Below are 20639 nucleotides of genomic sequence, written 5' to 3'. Positions count from 1 at the left end.
CTAATGCATTGCACTAATACTGCATAATTTTTCTGTACCATTAGATTCAGGAGGATTATGGAGTTCTAATATACCGCTAGATACTCTCATTCATAAATATGAAAAAGATGAAGGAGTCAATTCAAAATGAGCAAAATCACATGCCAATGTGGCCACGAAAACCCATTTGGTACAGTACTTTGTGAGCGATGTGGAAGGCCACAAACAGAAGAGGCGAAAAAAAGTAAGCTTATCGACATGAGATACGAAGGTTCTGCAAGAAGATCCCAAACATATAAAAAGTCTATTGTCGATAAAATTTGGAACTTTTTCTCTAGTGTTAAAATAGGCGTTAGTATTATTATTGTAGTTCTTGCCACTTCAGCAATTGGAACACTGTTCCCGCAAAAATTATTTGTTCCTGCTGTAAGAGAAGTGGACATCGCGGCCTATTATGAAAAGCATTATGGTACTGCCGGCGTTCTGTATTATAAACTTGGATTTTATGATATGTACAACAGCTGGTGGTTTATTACGTTGATTGGAATGCTCGGTATTTCCATCATCATTGCTAGTATTGATAGGGTGATTCCGTTATACAAATCATTGAAAAAGCAACGCACGAAGCGCCATGTCTCATTCATGAGAAGACAACGGATTTACGGTTTAGGCACAGTTGCTGATGCCGATATGTCAATGACAAAAGCGGAAGAGAAACTAAAAGCGCTTCGTTACAAAGTGAAAACGGAAGATGGGGCGATTTTAGCAGAAAGAGGTCGATTTTCAAGATGGGGTCCATACGTCAACCATACTGGGCTAATCATCTTTCTTCTTGGTGTGCTACTGCGAGGCCTTCCGGGTTTTTATGTCGATGAAACACTGTGGCTTCGCGAGGGAGAGACACGTGCTATCCCAGGTGCACCGGGATACTATTTAGAAAACAATCAATTCATTCTCGATACTTATTCAAAAGAAGACGACGCTGTTTTCAGTCAGGCAATAGACCGAGTTGGAACAATCGTGAGTAATTACCAATCGGATGTCACGTTATATAAAGAAACGGAGAGTGGCCTTCCAGGTCAGTCCGAACAGTTGGAGTTTGTCAAAGATTATTCAATCATCGTAAACAAACCGCTTAATTTTGACGGATTTAATGTTTTCCAGATGGATTATCAACTCGATGAACTGAAATCGATGACTTTCCAGCTAACAGAAAAAGCATCGGATACATCACTTGGGGAATTCACTGTTGACCTTATCAATCCCGAACCAACTTACCGTCTAGGAGAAGGCACGTATGTGGAATTGAAGGATTTTTATCCGGATTTTGATGGCATGGAAGATGGTGAGCCGAAATCAAAGTCACCAATACCGAACAATCCTGCATTCATTTTCAAAATGGTAACACCTGCAAAACCGGATGGTGAAATGAGTTTTGTAGAGATACGTCATACACTTGAAACGGAAATGAATGATTACAAAGCAACGTTTCTTAGTGCTGAAACACGTGATGCTACCGGACTCGTAATCCGTAAAGACAAGACATTATATATTTTACTTCTTGGAGGAATTATTTTTATGATTGGAGTCGCTCAAGGATCTTATTGGAATCATAGAAGGATATGGATTCAAAAAGGCGAAGGTGATGAACTATTCGTTGCTGGCCATACAAATAAAAACTGGTTTGGGTTAAAAAAGGATCTGGATAAAGTGAAAGATTTTGCAAACCTGCCACTGTACGAAGATAGGCAAGATGCTGAGTCCAGTTCGGATGAAGTGAAAGGGGACAATTCATAATGGAACTTGCGTCTTTAAGTGCTAATTTGCTTCTAGTCTCATTTATTGCCTATCTTGTTGCCACGATGTTTTTTGGTGGAGCGGTAAAAGGTACAAATTCGGAAGCAACCTATCAAAACAACCGATGGGGAAATATTGCGATTGTAATTACAATCATTGGATTCATATCGCATTTGGGATACTTTGTTTTACGTTGGATAGCTACTGGACACGGACAAGCCCCAGTTAGTAATATGTTTGAGTTTACGACTGCATTTGGAATGATGATTGTTGGGGCGTTCATCTTATTGTTTTTCATTTACAGAACGCCATCGCTTGGCTTGTTCGCGTTGCCACTTGCAGTCATTATCATCGGATATGCAAGTATGTTCCCGAGGGAACTTTCACCGCTCATCCCAGCGTTACAAAGCTATTGGTTGACGGTTCACGTAATTACAGCTGCAATCGGTGAGGCGATTCTTGCAATCAGTGCAGTGGCAGGACTCGTGTACCTGTTGAAAAATATCGACTTGACGAAAAAGTCGAAGCAGCGGTTTTGGTTGGAATCAGTTATGTTCACACTAATACTTGTTGTCGGTTTCATCTTATCTTCTTCGACATTTGCTGTTATGGGATATGAAGCGAAATTCACTTATGTTAATCAAAATGAACAACAAGCCCAAGTTGTCTATAATTATCCGCCGTTATTCGGTATGAATGAGTACGAATCGCTTACACCAGATAAAATGACGCCACTTGCGGAAATGCCTGCAATCGTCAACGGAAAGACATTAACGACGCTTGTATGGTCGGTTGCAACGGGTATTGTGCTTTATTTGTTGCTTAGACTTATTTTACGTCGTCCAGTCGCGACATTGTTCCAGCCGTTTGCGAAAAAGGCAAATTCTCAAGTTATGGACGAAATTGGTTACCGTTCTGTCTTAATCGGATTCCCAGTTTTCACACTTGGGGCGCTTATTTTCGCAATGATTTGGGCACATGAAGCGTGGTCCAGATTTTGGGGATGGGACCCGAAAGAAGTATGGGCACTTATTACATGGCTATTCTATGCAGCCTATCTTCATCTACGGCTCTCCCGTGGATGGGAAGGCAAGAAATCGGCATGGCTCGCAGTCATTGGTTTCATCATCATCATGTTCAACTTAATTGCTGTTAACTTGATTATTGCGGGACTGCATTCATACGCATGACAAAGACACACCTCAGATAAATCAAATCGGGAGGAGAGAGGTTGATACATGATTAATCTACTTACAATTAATCCGGTCGCATTTTCACTTGGACCCATAGGGATTCGTTGGTATGGGATTCTAATCGCGCTCGGTATAGTCCTTGCATTTATTGTTGTCCAGAAGGAAATGGTGAAACGTGGGATGCATCCAGATTTTCTGACGGATCTACTTATTTGGGCGGTTCCGATTTCAATCATCAGTGCACGGATCTACTATGTCATCTTCTCCTGGGATTATTACAAAGAAAACCCGGGGCAAATCATTCAAATTTGGGAAGGTGGCATCGCTATCCATGGTGCGCTGATCGGTGCATTTATTACGACGTATGTTTATACTAAACGCCGGGGCATTTCCTTCTGGAAAACAGTCGACATTGCTGCTGCTGGGCTTCTGATCGGCCAATTAATCGGCCGTTGGGGCAATTTCATGAACCAAGAAGCGCACGGTGGCCCCGTTTCCGAAAAGTTTCTTGAGACGACAATTATTCCGGATTGGATCATGAATCAAATGACGATTGAAGGCGTGACGTATCATCCGACATTCCTTTACGAATCGCTATGGAACCTTGTGGGGCTTATCATCATTATTTTGTTGCGCAGAGTGAACTTAAAGCGCGGCGAAATATTCTTGTTTTACCTCGTTTGGTATTCCATCGGGCGGTTCTTCATCGAAGGGATCCGGACGGATAGCCTATATGTCTTAGGTGAACTTCGGGCGGCGCAGCTTGTGTCTGTAGTAGCTGTTGTCACCGCAGTCGTCATTTTTATTATCAGGCGTTATATCCAGAAAGTGGATGTAAATTACCAAGATGATTAGAAAAGTACTTTTGTAATTAGAATCGCTTCTAGAGGGGAACCAGGTTTTTATTAGCAATAAACAAAATTACACAATTGAGAAAGAAGCAGACAAAACTCCATGGAGAATATCCATGGAGTTTTTGTATCGGAAAATGCTATACAATTATTATCACTACATCAGATTTTCAACAAGCGTGCATTAATCGCTACGATAACGGTGCTTAGGGACATTAATATAGCACCGACTGCCGGGCTCAGAACAATTCCGAATTTGTAGAGAGCACCCGCAGCCAACGGAATTGCAAGAATATTATAACCAGCAGCCCACCACAAGTTTTGCGTCATTTTGCGATAGGTAGCCCTCGAAAGCTTTATAATATTTACAACATCAAGCGGATTGCTTTTGACAAGAACGACATCAGCTGTTTCAATGGCTACATCAGTTCCAGCGCCTACCGCAATACCGAGATCTGCTTTCGCTAGAGCGGGGGCATCGTTTACCCCATCTCCAGTCATTGCAGTTCGAAGACGCTCAACATTTTGGATATGCTCAATTTTCTCAGACTTCTCATGCGGAAGGACTTCAGCAAAAATTTCTTCCATTCCAAGTTGCTCACCTACATAATGTGCCACTTTTACATTATCGCCTGTCAGCATAATTGATTTGACGTTCATTTCTTTTAGCTTGTTAATGGCATCTACAGCTGTTTCGCGGACAATATCTGCAAGGGCGATCATCCCGGAAAGTTTGCTGTCAATCAACGTGAATACCACAGTTTTTCCTTCCGATGACCACTTATCGAATTGAACGTTATCAAATTCAAGGTTCAGTTCTTTTACATAGCTGGGACTGACGACTAAGACCTGCTTTCCATCTACTGTCCCTTCAAGACCTTTACCGGTCAATGATTGGAAATTCTCCACTCGTTGAAGAGAGATGCCCATTTCATCGGCTTTCCTGGTTACACCTTTTGCAAGGGGGTGTTGGGATTGAGCCTCGACTGCGGCGGCATAGGAAATGACATTTTCTTCACTGAAATCTCCAAATGTGTAGATATTCGTTACACCGAACTCACCTTTCGTAAGTGTACCTGTTTTATCGAAAACGACAGCTTCAATATTTCGGGCGCCTTCAAAAGCTGCTCGATTTCGTATGAGAAGTCCATTTTTAGCTGCAATGGATGTTGAGACGGCAACTACTAACGGGGCTGCTAGCCCTAAAGCATGTGGACACGCAATGATTAGAACTGTCACCATTCTTTCCATAGCGAATGAAACAGGATACCCAAGTGAAGTCCAAATCAAGAAAGTAATCAGACCTGCCGCCAGTGCGCCGTAGAACAACCACTTTGCAGCCCTATTGGCAAGGTCCTGGGCTCGTGATTTGGATTCTTGAGCTTCCTTAACTAAGGTAATTACTTGTGAGAGATAAGACTCGCTCCCTATCTTCATAACGGAAATGACAAGCGAACCTTCGCCGTTTATTGATCCGCCAATGGCTTCCAAACCTGCTTCCTTATCAACTGGAACCGATTCACCTGTCAGCATTGACTCATCAATTGTTGACTTGCCTTCAAGTATTTGTCCATCCACCGGTATTTTCTCTCCAGGCTTGACGAGTACATGATCCCCATGTTTTAACTCGGTTACGTCAACTTCTTTAATATTGCCGTCCTCGTCAATCAGATGCGCTTCAGAAGGCATCAGCTTGGCAAGCTCTTCCAAAGCTTTTGAAGCCCCCATTACAGAACGCATTTCAATCCAGTGACCAAGAAGCATAATATCAACTAGTGTAGCCAATTCCCAAAAGAAATCGTTTTCTGCAAAACCAAATACCGCAGCTGTACTGTATACGTAAGCCACGATTATAGCCAATGTAATCAGCGTCATCATGCCGGGATTTCTATCTTTCAGCTCGTCCTTTGCCCCTGTAAGGAAAGGCCATCCTCCATAAAAGAATACAAATGTTGAGAGTGCAAATAAAATGTACAAGTCTCCCGCGAAGCGCCAGTCAACACTAAGAAACATTTGAATCATCGGTGACAGAATCAAAATAGGGATTGTAATAATTAGTGAAATGTAAAATCGCTTTTTGAAATCCTCTACCATATGTGCGTGATGATCATGGTGTCCGTGATGCCCTTCATGAGAATCTATTTCCTCGTGATGATGGTTCCCATTAGTTTCATGGTGATGATGTGAATGATTTGACATACAATTAACTCCTTTCTGATTTATCTAATTACCAGTATTTCTTGAGTATACTCATTAAAGATGCAGAAATTATGCACAACCTAAGTAGTTTTTATCCTATGGAACACACAAATATTCCCGCATATCAGTCATTTAGACTGTTCATATTACATACCCTTATAAGGTATATAACCTTTCGTTGCACTAGGTAAACATAAATATTTTATAGCTTAAAAAAGGTGGGGTATGATGGGGAACTATGAATTATTTATATTAGGTTCGCTTGGTTTGTTAACATTTGTCGTCGTTACGCTAGCGATAATCTGGAAAAAAACATTTCGATCTATGCAAGGAATGATTATATCAATGTTTTTTGGGATGAATGTTGGTTTGACCGCCGGCGTTCTATTAGGTGTAACCTATCAAGGGAATTTATATTTTTCAACAATACTATCAATTGCCATAGGCATACTTGCGGGTGCTTTGTGTGGGTTTTGTTTCGGAATCCTCTCCGTGTTAGAAGGAGTAATGGCCGGATTGATGGGTGGCATGATGGGGGCAATGTTAGGTGAAATGATTAATGTAAGCGAGTCAATCAACTTAATACAGATATTTTTATTTCTATCCATTAGTACAGTTTTTGTGATTATCATTTTAAAAACTCCTCAAAAAACTAAAATAAAAAATAAAAGATGGTTGTTAAAACCACTCTTGCTTTCATTTTTAATCGTAGTGTATATGATAGCGGGAAATTCATTGGCGGAAGGGAACGAGAAACTGATGAATTCGGATTTACATCATAGCGGACACTCACCGACAATTAATAATACAGAGGAATTTAATCAGAATAGCCAAGTTATTGCTATAGAAACTGCTGAAATGAAGTACTCAAAAAATGAAATTATTGTAGAAAAAAATAAACCAGTCACACTAGCTCTTACAAATCTGGATAAGGTTGAGCACGACATTGAAATCCGGACTTCCTCCTTTAGCATGATAAAGGGAACCAAACACAATCATGGGGGAAATAAAGATATGTTGCATCTACATGCTGCACCTGAAAAAACGGAGACATTAACATTTACTTTAACTGAATCTGGCATTTATGAATTTTATTGTACGATTCCAGGGCATGAGGAATTAGGGATGATTGGACGATTTATTGTAGCTTAAATACTTTAACATACCCAAGCTACATATATTGGTTGACGGAGGGTTGTCCATGAAAAAATCGTTGAAAATCTGGTGCTCACTCATTTTTATCCTCTTCTTATTCCCTATCATTTTGGAAATGATTCCGAAGACAACACCTGAAGAGGGAGTAGTTGTTCATACCGATGAGGGAAAATTAGTTTATGCAGCAAACATCTTCGAAACAGAATCCGAAGTACAAACAGACATGCGTGCCCTTTTATATAATACTCATTCACATGAAGCATTTGAACCGATCACTCTAGAGCATGATGGGAAAATTGCTGTTTCCCATCAGGAAGTGAATATTATGGCTCTCAGTGAAAAAGTAAAAACCCAGTTGGAGGTTAATGGAGTGGGGACGGATATTATTGACGTTGATGTTACGGCCGAAATGAATAAAGCGGGAATTCCGTATCATAAATCGTATGATGTTGTTCGGCCATATGTACAGAAAGCCTTGAATGATGGGGATTACGATATAATAGTCGACATTCATCGGGATTCGCTTAAAGCGGATAGGACGACAGTCACTTATAAAGGAGAAAAGTTTGCGCAAGTTGTTTTCGTTATCGGTGGTGATCACGCTAATTTCAAATTGAATCAGGAATTAGCTGAAAGACTGATGCTCGAAATGGAACAGATCGTTCCAAATATAACTAAGAAAATCGTATTTAAATCAGGGCATGGTGTAGATGGAAAATATAATCAGGATCTTCATAAACGTCTTATGCTCGTTGAAATAGGTGGAATTGGAAATGATGAAGCAGAACTAAATAGGACAACGGCTGTACTTGCAAAGGCTGTCTCTCAAGTTTTACTTAAATAGGACAAAATCAGACATTGAAGTATCGCTTTTTCAACACTGTTCTTTAATTAGTTTAAATAGGATTAAACATACATGATCCAAGTGTCAAAAATTTAAAAATATGAGTAATTCCGGCTTTCTAAATCGGCATCGGCGCCGGACACCCTGGTCATTAATATTAATTTTACTCAAAGAGCCCTTGATAACTTCCTTTTGGAGCTATTAAGGGCTCTCGCAATTTCTTTTTTACGAACTTATCTTAGCTTCTCCCTTAAAAGTGCATAAATACAGAGTAAAATAAAATTCTGTAAGGAGGAGAGATAGTCTTGAAAAATAGTTATTAGTCGCAAGTGCATCAGTGGGGGAGAAACTTAAACATAATGCTTGTTTAAAAGATGTAGATTAATATTAAGGCGGTATTAGGATGATTATAATGAAAAAGGTTTACAAGAAATACCCGAACGGTGTCGTTGCATCAAACGGCATAAATATAGAAATTAAACGTGGAGAATTTGTATTTGTTGTCGGTCCCAGTGGCGCTGGAAAATCGACATTTATAAAAATGATGTACCGTGAAGAAGTGCCAACAAGTGGTGACATCATCATAGATGATATTAATTTAGCGACGCTACGAAATAGTCAGGTTCCTTATTTGCGAAGAAAAGTCGGCGTCGTGTTTCAAGACTTTAAGCTTTTGCCAAAACTCAATGTATATGAAAACATAGCATTCGCACTTGAAGTAATCGAGGAATCGCCAGAACAAATTCGAAAAAAAGTGAATGATGTTCTAGGACTTGTCGGACTTACGCATAAGTCACGGATGTTTCCGAATGAATTGTCAGGCGGAGAGCAGCAACGTGTATCCATTGCACGTTCAATTGTTAACACCCCAAAAGTCGTTATTGCAGATGAGCCGACAGGCAACCTCGACCCAGCCATATCATGGGAGATTATGGAGATGCTTGAACGAATTAATGCCCGCGGTACGACGATTGTGATGGCTACTCATAATAAAGAGATTGTCAATACGATGAAGCACCGAGTCATTGCGATTGAAGGTGGATTAATCACCCGAGATGAAGTCGGAGGTGGCTATGGCTATGAAAGCTAGAACATTCAGACGACATCTTCGGGAGAGTTTCAAAAGCCTAGATCGTAACAGATGGATGACTTTAGCGTCTGTTAGCGCAGTTACTGTCACACTTCTCCTCGTCGGTGTCTTTATTGTCCTTATGATGAATTTAAATAAAGTGGCAGATGATATTGAAAAAGATGTGGAAATAAAAGTTTTAATAGATCTTGCTGCTGATGAATCGGCGGTGTCGGTACTTGAACAAAAGATTATTGAGACAAACGGTGTAGAAAGCATCCAATTTATTTCTAATGCTGAGGAACTAGAAAAGATGATCAAAGGATATGGAGACGAACTTGGTTTATATAAACAAGATAACCCCCTTCGTCATGTGTTTTACGTGAAAGCATCGAATCCGCAGCAAACGGCAACTATCGCAAAGGAAATTGGATTGTACGATGATGCGTACAAAGTTATTTACGGTGAAGGAAAAATCGAGAAATTGTTTAAAGTGTTGAATACAGGCCGTAATGTTGGTCTCGTTCTTATCGTTGCGCTCTTTTTTACGGCAATGTTCCTCATTTCGAATACGATTCGTATTACGATTGTTGCACGAGGAAGGGAAATCGAAATTATGAAGCTTGTCGGTGCAACAAGAAATTTCGTCCGAATTCCATTCCTCTTTGAAGGTATGTGGCTTGGGATTCTCGGAGCAATTTTGCCAATGTTAATTATGACAATAACTTATTTTAATCTATACGAGTTTCTTGAACCGAAACTGGAAGGAGAATTCCTTCAACTTCTTAGTGTGACGCCATTTATTTATCAGCTGAATGGGCTTCTTTTATTCATGGGTCTCTTTATTGGTGTCTGGGGGAGTTTTATATCAGTTCAAAAGTTTATAAAAGCCTAAAAAGAAAGGCGGGCGGGTTGCAAAGGTCTTAGCTAGTAGATTGAAAAAATTATGGAGGGACGTTGTGAAGAAACGAACTGTTGGTCTTGTAATAACAGCTTTAATTATCGGTATGTTGATTGTGATGACGGTTAAGTCGAATATGAAAACAGCAGAGCCAATCGATGCGATTGTTGTTGGAGCGGATACTACAACGACTGAGTACGAGTCCGGGCTAGAAGAAGGAAATACACCGCCTGATTTTGAACTTTCTACTCTTTCGGGTGACATAATCAAGCTGACGGATTATAAGGGGAAAAAAGTTATTCTTAATTTCTGGGCATCGTGGTGTGGTCCGTGTAAGGCGGAAATGCCGCATATGCAAAATTATTACGCGAAAAATAAGGATTCCGCGAACGTAGAAATCATCGCGGTTAATTTGACGACGGAAGAGCGAGGGCTCGTAAGCATCGAGAAATTTGTCGATGCGTATGGGCTAACATTTCCTATTCCGCTTGATAATGATGGTGAAGTAATGGATATGTATAGGGTTATGACAATTCCTACGACGTATATGATTAGCACGGATGGAACAATTAAGCATAAGATTATTGGACCGATGGACGAAAAAACGATAAAAGAACTTGTTGATAATCTATAATAGATGAAACTAGGGCCAGACTTTAGACTATTGTATGACTTTTTTGTTCATTTACTAGAGAATACCCGAACACAGTGTGGTGGGAACCGTCAATGAAAATCGTGGATATAAAAAATCGTTTAGATTATAAATCTAGGCGTTTTTTTGTGCTTAGCATATAGAAGATGCAAAATAAATTGCTAAAACATTGCACTAATTCTCCTTAATTAATCCTTAGTTTTGTCATGCGAATGTATTGCGATTGTAAAGTGAAAATGATAGTTATTATGCTAAAGTTATACAGGAAGAGATAAATAAAGATGTCGAAAAAAGACATCAATAAAATAGTTGAGGTGGAGAATGAGAAAACGATTTGTTCAAATACTAATGGCTGTGTTTCTTATTAGTATAATACCATTTATATCGTCAAATAAAGTTAGTGCGGCAACTTCAAATGAGATTGCAACCTATGCGAAAAAGTTTTCCGGTACACCTTATAAGTTCGGAGGGACAACCACTTCTGGATTTGACTGTTCGGGTTATATCAGATATGTATTTAATAATTTCAACATTAGCCTACCGAGAACATCCGCGGATCAGTTCAAAGTGGGAACTGCGGTTAGTAAGGACAAGTTACAACCAGGAGATTTAGTGTTCTTTGCAAATACGTACAAGAAAGGTATTTCCCATACTGGAATTTATTTAGGGAATGACGAGTTCATATCGGCGAAAAGCCGTGGGGTCATGAAGGCGAATCTAAAGACAGATCCATATTGGGCGCCTAAATACGCGGGGGCAAAACGTGTATTAAACACGAAAGAAGCTGTTGAATCAGTAAAGGAAACACCTGCTGAGCAGATGAGTGATGTGTTTAAAGATTTATCGACAAAGCATCCTGCTTTCGAGGCAATCATTGCACTAAACAAAAGTGGGGTTATAACTGGCTATGGAGACTCCACATTCAAACCTGAAAGTTCGATTACTCGGGGACAAGCAGCTGCAATGATAAATCGGGAGCTTAAATTAGAAGCATCAACTGGTGTGACATTTAAGGATGTCGCGCCAAATCACCCATTTTCGGCTGACATTGCGGCTATGAATGAAGCGGGAATCCTTCAAGGTTATGGAACAGGTGAATTCGGCATTAACGACAAACTGACACTTGCACATCTTGCAGCTATCGTCGATCGGGCATTCGATCTTCAGGGACAAATCGATGGTAAATCACAAGTCGCATCTAATCATAATGTTGTCCCGACAAGTCACTGGGCTTCAGAAGCAATTCGTGCATTGAAGACACTTGATCAGACACAAGTCTTTCAGAAACCAGGATTTAGTGTAGGAAAAGAAGCGACTCGTGCAGAATTCGCTGCGGCCGTATTCACCGCAGTATCTCACAAATAAGGATTCTATTATATATAGCGTGGGCGTACATCCAATATAAAAGATGTACGCCCTTTTTATGTTTTTGTTAGTGGAAGAATGGAGATCAGTCCGAAAAGTTTGAAAAGTGGAATGCTGCCTAATGAAATCACATCTGCTTATAAATTGACCTTGAAAAAGGAGAGTGTTATTATAGGGGTACAGGGTATAAGTACTTATACAAGGAGGGAAGATCATGCAAGAAACTTCGAAAACAACAGTTCAGCCAAATAAGCAACAGCTTCTTAATCGATTAAAACGTGTCGAGGGACAAGTGAGAGGCGTTCATCAAATGGTTGAGAATGACCGTTATTGTGTAGATATTTTACATCAGATTAGCGCGATTCAATCAGCGATGAATAAAGTTTCATTAGCTCTGCTGGAAGATCATACACATCATTGTGTAGCGAACGCAATTAAAGGGCAAGATGGTGAAGCGGCGATTAAAGAGTTGATGAGTGTCATGAAAACAATGACAAAATAAGAAATATAGTAAGATATCTCACTTGACATACTGGTACGGGGTATGTTAAATTAATAATAACAACAAAATAGGAGGCGTTTAATATGAAAGAAATCTTAAAAGTAGAAGGTATGTCATGTAATCACTGTGTGAATTCAATCGAAACGAATGTCGGGGAACTTGCGGGTGTTTCCGCAGTTAAAGTAGACCTAAACAATAATGAAGTGTCTGTGGAATTCGACAATGCAGCGACATTGGCTCAAATTAAAGAAACGATTGAAGATCAAGGCTACGATCTTGTCTAACATATAAAAGAATTTCCGCTTACACCACATGGGGGTATAAGTCGGTGGATAGGATTGTACCATATCGGTATAATCTTTCTTTTTCAAAATTATATACCCCCATCAAGTATAGGAGGAGAGTAAATGGCTACAACAGAAAAAACCTTGCAAATTAATGGTATGACTTGTTCTGCTTGTGCAAACAGTATCGAAAAAGGTTTGTCGCAAATTGAAGGTGTCGAAAAAGCAAACGTCAACTATGCAATGGAAAGGTCTACGATTGTCTATGACCCTGATAAAACCAATGTGAATGAATTCATGGAGAGAGTTGAAAAACTTGGCTATAGTATCGTTCAAGAAAAAGAAACATTTGATATTTCGGGGATGACTTGCTCGGCATGTGCAACGAAAATTGAAAAAAGAATTAGTAAAATGGATGGTGTTTCAAGTGCCAACGTCAACTTTGCACTCGAAACAATCGCTGTCGAATATGATAGTAAACAAGTTGAAACGACCGATATGATTACAGCTGTTAAGAAAATGGGCTATGAATTAATGCCCAAGCAAGACGGGAAAGACAAGATAGATCATCAAGAAAAAGAAATCAAAAAGCAGCAGAATAAGTTCATTTTTTCGGCTATTTTAACATTTCCTTTGTTATGGACGATGGTTGCACATTTTGAATTTCTATCGTTTATCTACCTGCCCGCAATTTTCATGAATCCGTGGGTACAACTTGCACTTGCGACACCGGTTCAATTCATCGTTGGTGCCCAGTTTTATAAAGGTGCATTTAATTCGCTTAGAAATAAAAGTGCCAATATGGACGTATTGGTTGCACTCGGTACAAGTGCGGCGTATTTCTACAGTCTTTATTTATCGTTTGAATGGATGAATGCAGGAAGTGTCGGAGATCCAGGACTGTATTTTGAAGCGGCAGCGGTCATTATTACACTAATCGTATTAGGTAAATTATTTGAAGTGCGTGCAAAAGGAAAAACAAGCCAAGCGATTCAAAAATTATTAGGGTTACAAGCAAAAACAGCTAGAGTTTTAAGAGACGGTGTTGAACAAGAGCTACCAATTGAACAAGTCGTCACAGGGGATACAATCCTTGTTAGGCCCGGAGAAAGTATTCCAGTGGACGGGGAAATTATCGAGGGGCGTTCTGCAATTGATGAATCGATGATTACGGGTGAAAGTATTCCGATTGATAAAGTTGCTGGTGACGTTGTTATTGGTGCGACCATCAATAAGAATGGTTCATTACAAATTAAAGCGACAAAAGTGGGGAAAGATACAGCATTAGCACAAATTGTAAAAGTAGTTGAAGAAGCACAAGGATCCAAGGCAGATATTCAACGTTTGGCCGATCGAATTTCCGGCATTTTTGTGCCGATAGTTGTTGTTATCGCGATTGCTACATTCTTTATCTGGTATTTTGCGGTAACACCCGGTGATTTCCGTTCGGCACTTATTCCAACAATTACGATTTTGGTAATTGCTTGTCCGTGTGCGCTAGGTCTGGCAACACCGACGTCGATTATGGCAGGTTCGGGTAGAGCTGCCGAAATGGGTTTACTCTTTAAAGGCGGAGAACATTTAGAGAATACACGTTCTATCGATACGGTTGTATTGGATAAAACAGGAACAGTTACAAAAGGAGAACCTGCTTTAACAGATATTACAGTGACAGAGGGTTTTACAGAAGATGAAGTTCTACAGTTAGTTGCAACAGCAGAAAATCAATCCGAGCATCCATTGGCACAGGCGATTGTCCTTGGCACGAAAGAAAAAGGGCTATCCCTTCTTGAAGCTACAGATTTTGAAGCATTACCAGGCTATGGTATTCGAGCCATTGTTAGTGGTAGAGAAGTATTGGTTGGCACAAGAAAATTGATGAAAGAACAAAAAATAGCCATTTTAAATTCTGAAGCTTCCATGGAAAAACTTGAACGTGACGGGAAAACAGCAATGCTCATTGCTGTAGATCAACAACTTGCGGGTGTCGTTGCAGTTGCAGATACGGTGAAAGAGACGTCTAAAGAAGCAATTAAACGAATGCAGGAATTGGGTCTGGACGTCATTATGCTAACAGGTGATAATCAAAGAACCGCAGAGGCCATTGCTAGCCAAGTCGGTCTATCCCATGTGATCGCAGAAGTGTTACCAGAACAAAAAAGTGATGAAATTAAAAAGCTACAAGATCAAGGCAAGAAAGTTGCCATGGTCGGCGACGGAATTAATGATGCCCCAGCACTTGCGATGGCTGATATTGGAATGGCTGTCGGTACAGGTACAGACATTGCGATTGAAGCGGCAGATATTACGCTTATGCGTGGCGATTTAAACAGTGTTGCAGATGCGATTATTATGAGCAGAAAAACAATGCGTAACATCAAACAAAACTTATTTTTCGCTTTCTTCTACAACACGGTTGGAATCCCAATTGCGGCAATTGGTCTGTTAGCGCCTTGGGTTGCGGGCGCTGCGATGGCATTTAGTTCGGTATCTGTTGTGTTGAATGCGTTACGTCTTCAGAAAGTGAATTTAAAGAATTAACACAAAAAGAATAATAAAAAGAGTCCATTCCAACTCCTTTCAAGAGTTGGAATGGTTTTTTATAGTACCAGAAAAAGAAATTATATTTTTAAAAATAGTGTGGTACGTTATTTACTATCTTTGAATGATTTTAAAAAGGGGTTATTATGAATGGAGAAAAATCATAAAAAAAATCAACTACTATGGGTGCTATCCGGAGCAACCCTTCTCATTTTCTTCCAGGCGTTCATGGTTGCTCCGCTTATTCCAATGTTCTCCAATGAATTTCACGTTTCTATCAAAGTTTCCGGACTTATCGTTCCAGCGTACTTGATTACTTACGGAGTTACGACACTGGTTTATGGTATACTTTCAGATCGTTTTGGCCAGCGACCAGTGATATTTGGTTCACTCATCGCTTTCATTCTTCTTACTGCCTTAACAGCTCTGGTTAAATCCGTTTCAGCGATGATTGTCCTACGTTTGTTAACGGGGCTTGGTGCGGCAGGAGTTGTCCCGATTGCCTTAGCCTTGGTTGGGCATTTATTCCCTTACCATGAACGAGGAAGGGCATTGGGATGGCTCTTTGGTGCCATGGCCGGGGGTATGGCGTTTGGTGCTGCCTTTGGTGCTATACTTGAGCCTATCATTACTTGGCAAGGACTCTTTCTAGGCGTAGCTGTTTTGTCTGTATTGATATTGGTTATCCTTTTCCCTTACCGGTTCCTCATGGAGAAAAAGTCCTCCAAGGAAGGTTTCGTAGATTTTGGCAAGCTTATTGGAACTTATAAAGCGTTATTTACTTCAAAAAGGAGTATTCGAACCTATTCCTTTGTTTTATTCAATGGTATTTTTCATTCAGGGATCTTTACTTGGTTAGGATTTTATTTTGCTAATCATTATGGATTGAATGAAACGAGGATAGGACTTTCTCTTCTCGGCTATGGAATTCCCGGTCTTTTGCTCGGTCCATTAATCGGTCGCCTAGCTGATCGCTTTGGCAGGAGTAAGTTAATACCGATAGGCATTGTTATTTCAGGTCTGTCTGCACTCACATTTGCCTTGAATCTCCCCCTCATTGCGATGAATTTAGTGGTGGCTATCCTTTCACTCGGGTATGATATGACACAGCCGCTTTTGGCAGGAATCGTGACCAATCTTCATCCGAATCGAGGAGTGGCAATGGGGCTAAATGTATTTATGTTGTTCGTAGGATTTGGTTTGGGAAGTCTCATTTTTAGTGGCGTACTTCATTGGGGAATGATGACGGCATTTGTTGTGTTTGGAATTGCGGCATTATTTGCTGCGGGAATAGCCTTTCCACTTTTCAAAGCGGAGGCGCGACCAAAAAAAGAAATTCAAGGTTCGTAATCGCTTAAGGATGATGGCTATTTCTTCGTTTAAGGAGAAATAGCCATTTATATGTTGACATATTCTCTGGTGATTTTGCTAGTAATAATTCATTTATGGGATTACATACTTTAGTAGCCGATGTTACTGCTAGTGCGGGATTTTGAAAACCATTCCCTCTTAAATCCGAATGAAATTACAGAAGAGTCGAAATGGCGGTCGGGACCGATACGGATATCGCCATAGAGGCAGCCAGCATTCCACTAATGCTCGAAGATTTAAATAGTGTTACGGATGCAATTACCATGAGCCGAAAAACAATACGGAATATTAAGGAGAACTTACTTTTAGAATTCATTTACAATACGATCTGGATACCGATTACGGCAATGGCATTCAGTTCAGTATCTCTGGTGTTAAATGCGTTACGTCTACAAAAAGTTAATTTGAAGTAATGAATGTAGATGATTTGTACGATTGAAGCGAGTGGAAATATAAGCATTAAAAAGAGTAGGACCGGGAAATTATTCCTAATCCTACTCTTTTTCATTCTAAAATCGTGAAAAACAATCACGGAAGCGCATCCAAAATTGCTTAGCAGTTATTAGTTTATGTGACAATTAGCGTTGACTTCATATCGGCATGTCCCGCCCCACATGGAATATTACAGTAGATAGTATATTCACCCGGCTCTGTAGGTGTAAAAGTTGCTTCACCATCATCTTTTATGTCCACATCAAGTTCATCGATAGCAATCCCGTGCATTCCTTCTTCGTTTGCAAATATTACTTTAACCTCCTCGCCAGCCTTGACAGTATATTCCGCCTGATCAAATTCAAAATTAATCCCTGTGATATTGATTTCATTGCTGACGGTTGAAGTTTCTGAAGGGGCGGTGTTCTCTACCTGTCCGGTTGAGTCACTTGTATCTTTTCCACCGCAAGCAGCAAGAACAAACAAAACACTTAATAAAACTGTTGCCAATAACCATTTTTTCAAAATGAATACCTCCTATTTGTTTTGGGATTGATTTCCTTGTATCCCTCTTATACATAATGATAGCTATCAAATATCCATTATCTATGGAGAAAGTAAGACAAAGTCATGACAGTTATTAGTGTGCCGAAGTGGGTGGTCTGTTATTGTGTTCACTTTCCGTTCATAAAAAGATGTTACTATAAGACATAAATGAATAAGAGGAGGCCGATGAATGAACAAGCAAATCAAAGTTCTTGTCATTGAAGATGATCCTTATATTTGTGATTTGATTATTTTATACGCTGAAAAAAGTGGATATCTCGTTAGCATCGCGAACGATGGAATGGCGGGATTAGAAATGTTTTATGACAATGATCCTGATCTTGTCATTCTAGATATTATGATGCCTGAAATGGATGGTTGGGAAGTTTGCAAGGAAATAAGGAGATTTGATAAAACACCCATTATCATGTTGACTGGGAAAGGCGAAACCTATGACAAACTTAAAGGTTTCAACCTAGGAGCAGATGATTACATGGTAAAACCTTTTGATCCAAACGAACTGATGGCACGGATAAATGCGGTGATGCGGCGGGCTTATCCAATGTTAGGTACAAATGAGATTATTGAACTTCCCTTGTTGAAGATTGATTTTAAACAATATAAGGTGACCTACGATAAACGGGAGATTGTGTTACCACCCAAGGAAATGGAGCTACTGTATTTTCTCACCTCACATCCAGATCAAGTATTCACACGTCAGCAGCTTCTGGAAAAAATATGGGGGTTGGATTATGAGGGGGATCCAAGAACGGTCGATGTACATATTAAAAGGATTCGAGACAAATTAGGGAATGCCAACGCTTATTGGAGGGTGAAAACGATTAGAGGAGTTGGCTATAAATTTGAGGTGGCCAACGAGTGATCAAGATAAACAGTATTTTTGTGAAGCTATTCTTCACATATATAGCCATTTTAATTGTGTCACATCTCGTTTTTGCGGTGGCTTCTTATTTGTTATTTCAGAATAAACTAACTGATATGCATTTAAATCCCGAAGGTTTTAACCAAATGAAATATTTGTTTATCTCATCTTCGATTATTTCAATAACGATTACAGGCATATTTACTTATTACCTGACGAAAAGAATTACCGCTCCACTTCGAGAAATGAATCGGGTTGCGCTTCTTATTGCTAGGGGAGAATTTAATCAGAGAGTCAATATCAGGACGAGTGACGAGCTTGGCGAACTGGGCGAAACGTTCAATTATATGGCGCATGAGTTGGCTAGCACAGACCAGATGAGAAAGGATTTTGTCGCTAATGTTTCCCATGATTTACGCTCCCCTCTTACTTCAATTCATGGATTCGCCAGTGCGTTTCTGGATGATAAAATCCCCAATGCTCGAAAGCGTCATTATTTTACCATTATGAAAGAACAAACTGAACGAATGATTAAGCTGGTCAATGATCTTCTCGATATGTCCCAAATCGAATCGGGGCAGTTGGAAATTCACCCTGTACGCTTTAATTTATCAGAGCTGGTTCGCTTAGTGATGGCTCGTATGGAAACTGAATTTGAAAATAAAAAACTAAATGTGGGATTAATATCTGATGAAGTAGAAGATATCTACGTATATGCTGACCCGGATCGAATTGATCAAGTGATCGTTAATTTGATTCAAAATGCTGTACACTATTCCAAACACGAGAGTTCTATCGAAGTGTTTTTGAAAAAGGAACACCAAGCGGTAGTTTCAATTCGAGATTATGGGCCGGGAATTAGTCAAGAAAACATTCAATCTATTTGGAAACGGTTTTATAAAGTAGATAAGGCCCGAACTAAAAAGGCGGGTACAGGACTAGGCTTGTCCATTGTTAAGCACATATTAGTCCTTCATCAAACCGACATTCAAGTGGAAAGTGAAGTAGGAAGAGGGACAATCTTTACATTTACACTCCCATTAGCTATGAATAAATCAAATAAACATAGGAATGCATAATTCTCTGTTCATCGTCCGTTCATAAAAAATTGCTATACTGATTGGGCATTAAAAAACGATGAATACAAGGGAGGAAAATATAAATAAAAAAATCAATATCAAGTCATACGGCAGAGGAGGATACGAATATGTCGGATCGCAAATCTACTACGGGTACACCGCGGTGGGTAAAGGTGTCTGGGGTTGTCGTGATTATTTTAGTACTACTTGCTGTTGCAATAATGGTTATTAGCGGTGGTGAACATGGTCCTGGTCGTCACATACCGTCTTCTAGCAATGTGGAACAGGGAGTGAAACAGCAGTGGTCATGAAACCTGGCCTACGTAAGTTCGCGCTCACTGCCCATATCACTTCTTCGATTGGCTGGCTCGGCGCGGTCATTGGATTCCTAGTTCTTGTCGTCGCTGCCCTTATAAAAGAAGATGCCAAGACGGTGCATGCTGCTTGGATTGCGATGGAGTTGATTGGCTGGTTCGCCATCGTCCCGTTGGCTCTCATCTCACTACTAACCGGGTTTGTTATGTCATTGGGTACTAAGTGGGGCTTAGTAAAGCATTATTGGGTCCTTTTCAAACTACTGCTCACCGCTATAGCCACAACGGTCTTGCTGCTAAATATGCAGACAGTGAGCTTCCTAGCAAATGTAGCGAAAGAGACGGGAAGTGCCGATCCTAGCGGCTTGTGGGGCGAACTATTCCACGCCGGGGTAGGTCTACTTGTGTTGCTCGTAATCATCATACTATCGGTTTACAAGCCAAGAGGCACGACTCCGTTTGGGAAGCGTAAGCAACATAGTTGATTTAAAATTAATTAGCATTAGGTAAAATATTTATATATCTTTTTGTGAATGGGCAATATTTTAAGTGAACGGCCGCGTTTGACGTAGAAATGCGGCTTTTTTTGACCCAATTTCTAAAATCCACAGCCGAGATCAGTCTTCGTATCTTTAAATTGCGCAATTCAATTAAGAGATAAATTATTTCGATTTTATCAAAT

General features: G+C 40.0%; 19 protein-coding genes and 1 pseudogene. 18 read left to right on the top strand and 2 right to left on the bottom strand.

Annotated features, from left to right (window positions below; genetic code table 11):
* Positions 1–126 precede the first annotated feature (126 nt).
* From resB to lgt, 3 genes are read left to right on the top strand one after another with little or no spacing between them, the layout of a single operon-like run.
* A complete protein-coding gene (gene resB, locus CSV67_RS03645; RefSeq protein ID WP_099630266.1) occupies positions 127–1776 on the top strand; it encodes a cytochrome c biogenesis protein ResB in 1650 nt (549 codons plus the stop codon).
* Positions 1776–2966 (top strand): c-type cytochrome biogenesis protein CcsB, encoded by a 1191-nt coding sequence (ccsB, locus tag CSV67_RS03640; RefSeq protein WP_099630265.1) that lies wholly within the window; start codon positions 1776–1778, stop codon positions 2964–2966. The genes resB and ccsB overlap by 1 nt, the downstream gene beginning before the upstream one ends.
* 48 nt (positions 2967–3014) lie before the next feature.
* On the top strand, positions 3015–3824 hold the full coding sequence (gene lgt / locus CSV67_RS03635) for a prolipoprotein diacylglyceryl transferase (RefSeq protein WP_099630264.1): 810 nt from the start codon (positions 3015–3017) through the stop codon (positions 3822–3824).
* Positions 3825–3982: 158 nt separating this feature from the next.
* Here lgt and CSV67_RS03630 read toward each other — a convergent pair whose 3' ends face one another.
* Positions 3983–6019, bottom strand: coding sequence for a copper-translocating P-type ATPase (locus CSV67_RS03630; protein ID WP_099630263.1), 2037 nt, complete (start codon positions 6017–6019; stop codon positions 3983–3985).
* Between the two features lie 228 nt (positions 6020–6247).
* On the opposite strand from CSV67_RS03630, the gene CSV67_RS03625 reads away from it, so the two are divergent.
* From CSV67_RS03625 to CSV67_RS03575, 11 genes and pseudogenes are all read left to right on the top strand, one after another.
* Positions 6248–7171, top strand: a complete 924-nt coding sequence (locus CSV67_RS03625; protein ID WP_233192546.1) for a plastocyanin/azurin family copper-binding protein — start codon at positions 6248–6250, stop codon at positions 7169–7171.
* 49 nt (positions 7172–7220) lie between these two features.
* A complete protein-coding gene (gene spoIIP / locus CSV67_RS03620) occupies positions 7221–8018 on the top strand; it encodes a stage II sporulation protein P (protein WP_099630261.1) in 798 nt (265 codons plus the stop codon).
* A gap of 403 nt (positions 8019–8421) precedes the next feature.
* On the top strand, positions 8422–9108 hold the full coding sequence (ftsE, locus tag CSV67_RS03615) for a cell division ATP-binding protein FtsE (RefSeq protein WP_099630260.1): 687 nt from the start codon (positions 8422–8424) through the stop codon (positions 9106–9108).
* Positions 9098–9982 carry a permease-like cell division protein FtsX gene (gene ftsX, locus CSV67_RS03610; protein ID WP_099630259.1) on the top strand — a complete coding sequence of 295 codons (885 nt, stop codon included), beginning with the start codon at positions 9098–9100 and terminating at the stop codon, positions 9980–9982. Before ftsE ends, ftsX begins: the two co-directional genes overlap by 11 nt.
* Positions 9983–10046: 64 nt before the next feature.
* Positions 10047–10622 (top strand): redoxin domain-containing protein, encoded by a 576-nt coding sequence (locus tag CSV67_RS03605; RefSeq protein WP_099630258.1) that lies wholly within the window; start codon positions 10047–10049, stop codon positions 10620–10622.
* A 339-nt stretch (positions 10623–10961) separates the two neighbouring features.
* On the top strand, positions 10962–12005 hold the full coding sequence (locus tag CSV67_RS03600; RefSeq protein WP_099630257.1) for a C40 family peptidase: 1044 nt from the start codon (positions 10962–10964) through the stop codon (positions 12003–12005).
* A gap of 214 nt (positions 12006–12219) precedes the next feature.
* Positions 12220–12507 (top strand): metal-sensitive transcriptional regulator, encoded by a 288-nt coding sequence (locus CSV67_RS03595; RefSeq protein ID WP_009498348.1) that lies wholly within the window; start codon positions 12220–12222, stop codon positions 12505–12507.
* 83 nt (positions 12508–12590) lie between these two features.
* The gene (gene copZ / locus CSV67_RS03590) at positions 12591–12791 is read left to right on the top strand and encodes a copper chaperone CopZ (protein WP_099630256.1); all 201 of its coding nucleotides are present in this window, start codon (positions 12591–12593) and stop codon (positions 12789–12791) included.
* A 123-nt stretch (positions 12792–12914) separates the two neighbouring features.
* Positions 12915–15332, top strand: a complete 2418-nt coding sequence (locus tag CSV67_RS03585) for a heavy metal translocating P-type ATPase (RefSeq protein WP_099630255.1) — start codon at positions 12915–12917, stop codon at positions 15330–15332.
* A gap of 150 nt (positions 15333–15482) precedes the next feature.
* Entirely contained in the window at positions 15483–16682 is a 1200-nt protein-coding gene (locus CSV67_RS03580) for an MFS transporter (protein ID WP_099630254.1), read from the top strand.
* Positions 16683–16867: 185 nt separating this feature from the next.
* Positions 16868–17116, top strand: a pseudogene (locus CSV67_RS03575) (heavy metal translocating P-type ATPase); the annotation flags it as partial.
* A 154-nt stretch (positions 17117–17270) separates the two neighbouring features.
* On the opposite strand, the gene CSV67_RS03570 reads toward CSV67_RS03575, so the two are convergent.
* Entirely contained in the window at positions 17271–17660 is a 390-nt protein-coding gene (locus CSV67_RS03570) for a cupredoxin domain-containing protein (protein WP_099630253.1), read from the bottom strand.
* A gap of 211 nt (positions 17661–17871) precedes the next feature.
* Here CSV67_RS03570 and CSV67_RS03565 point away from each other — a divergent pair, with 211 nt between their 5' ends.
* The 4 genes from CSV67_RS03565 to CSV67_RS03550 all read left to right on the top strand — a co-directional run bounded on the left by CSV67_RS03565 (position 17872) and on the right by CSV67_RS03550 (position 20442).
* Positions 17872–18564, top strand: coding sequence for a response regulator transcription factor (locus CSV67_RS03565; protein ID WP_199173119.1), 693 nt, complete (start codon positions 17872–17874; stop codon positions 18562–18564).
* On the top strand, positions 18561–19643 hold the full coding sequence (locus tag CSV67_RS03560; RefSeq protein ID WP_099630252.1) for a sensor histidine kinase: 1083 nt from the start codon (positions 18561–18563) through the stop codon (positions 19641–19643). Before CSV67_RS03565 ends, CSV67_RS03560 begins: the two co-directional genes overlap by 4 nt.
* Before the next feature lie 128 nt (positions 19644–19771).
* The gene (locus CSV67_RS03555) at positions 19772–19954 is read left to right on the top strand and encodes a hypothetical protein (protein ID WP_099630251.1); all 183 of its coding nucleotides are present in this window, start codon (positions 19772–19774) and stop codon (positions 19952–19954) included.
* Positions 19951–20442, top strand: a complete 492-nt coding sequence (locus tag CSV67_RS03550) for a DUF2269 family protein (protein WP_233192553.1) — start codon at positions 19951–19953, stop codon at positions 20440–20442. The genes CSV67_RS03555 and CSV67_RS03550 overlap by 4 nt, the downstream gene beginning before the upstream one ends.
* The last annotated feature ends 197 nt before the right edge of the window (positions 20443–20639 follow it).

The organism is Sporosarcina sp. P2 (assembly GCF_002743255.1).
GTDB lineage: Bacteria > Bacillota > Bacilli > Bacillales_A > Planococcaceae > Sporosarcina.
This window is presented reverse-complemented; position numbering and strand designations above follow the sequence as displayed.

What these genes read in the sequence shown, in the direction of transcription:
- CSV67_RS03580 (WP_099630254.1), top strand. Translation starts at nt 15,483, where the DNA reads ATGGAGAAAAATCATAAAAAAAATCAACTACTATGGGTGCTATCCGGA.
- CSV67_RS03555 (WP_099630251.1), top strand. Translation starts at nt 19,772, where the DNA reads ATGTCGGATCGCAAATCTACTACGGGTACACCGCGGTGGGTAAAGGTG.
- resB (WP_099630266.1), top strand. Translation starts at nt 127, where the DNA reads ATGAGCAAAATCACATGCCAATGTGGCCACGAAAACCCATTTGGTACA.
- lgt (WP_099630264.1), top strand. Translation starts at nt 3,015, where the DNA reads ATGATTAATCTACTTACAATTAATCCGGTCGCATTTTCACTTGGACCC.
- ftsE (WP_099630260.1), top strand. Translation starts at nt 8,422, where the DNA reads ATGATTATAATGAAAAAGGTTTACAAGAAATACCCGAACGGTGTCGTT.
- CSV67_RS03595 (WP_009498348.1), top strand. Translation starts at nt 12,220, where the DNA reads ATGCAAGAAACTTCGAAAACAACAGTTCAGCCAAATAAGCAACAGCTT.
- spoIIP (WP_099630261.1), top strand. Translation starts at nt 7,221, where the DNA reads ATGAAAAAATCGTTGAAAATCTGGTGCTCACTCATTTTTATCCTCTTC.
- CSV67_RS03625 (WP_233192546.1), top strand. Translation starts at nt 6,248, where the DNA reads ATGGGGAACTATGAATTATTTATATTAGGTTCGCTTGGTTTGTTAACA.
- CSV67_RS03600 (WP_099630257.1), top strand. Translation starts at nt 10,962, where the DNA reads ATGAGAAAACGATTTGTTCAAATACTAATGGCTGTGTTTCTTATTAGT.
- ccsB (WP_099630265.1), top strand. Translation starts at nt 1,776, where the DNA reads ATGGAACTTGCGTCTTTAAGTGCTAATTTGCTTCTAGTCTCATTTATT.
- copZ (WP_099630256.1), top strand. Translation starts at nt 12,591, where the DNA reads ATGAAAGAAATCTTAAAAGTAGAAGGTATGTCATGTAATCACTGTGTG.
- CSV67_RS03630 (WP_099630263.1), bottom strand. Translation starts at nt 6,019, where the DNA reads ATGTCAAATCATTCACATCATCACCATGAAACTAATGGGAACCATCAT.
- CSV67_RS03565 (WP_199173119.1), top strand. Translation starts at nt 17,872, where the DNA reads ATGAACAAGCAAATCAAAGTTCTTGTCATTGAAGATGATCCTTATATT.
- CSV67_RS03550 (WP_233192553.1), top strand. Translation starts at nt 19,951, where the DNA reads ATGAAACCTGGCCTACGTAAGTTCGCGCTCACTGCCCATATCACTTCT.
- CSV67_RS03585 (WP_099630255.1), top strand. Translation starts at nt 12,915, where the DNA reads ATGGCTACAACAGAAAAAACCTTGCAAATTAATGGTATGACTTGTTCT.
- ftsX (WP_099630259.1), top strand. Translation starts at nt 9,098, where the DNA reads ATGAAAGCTAGAACATTCAGACGACATCTTCGGGAGAGTTTCAAAAGC.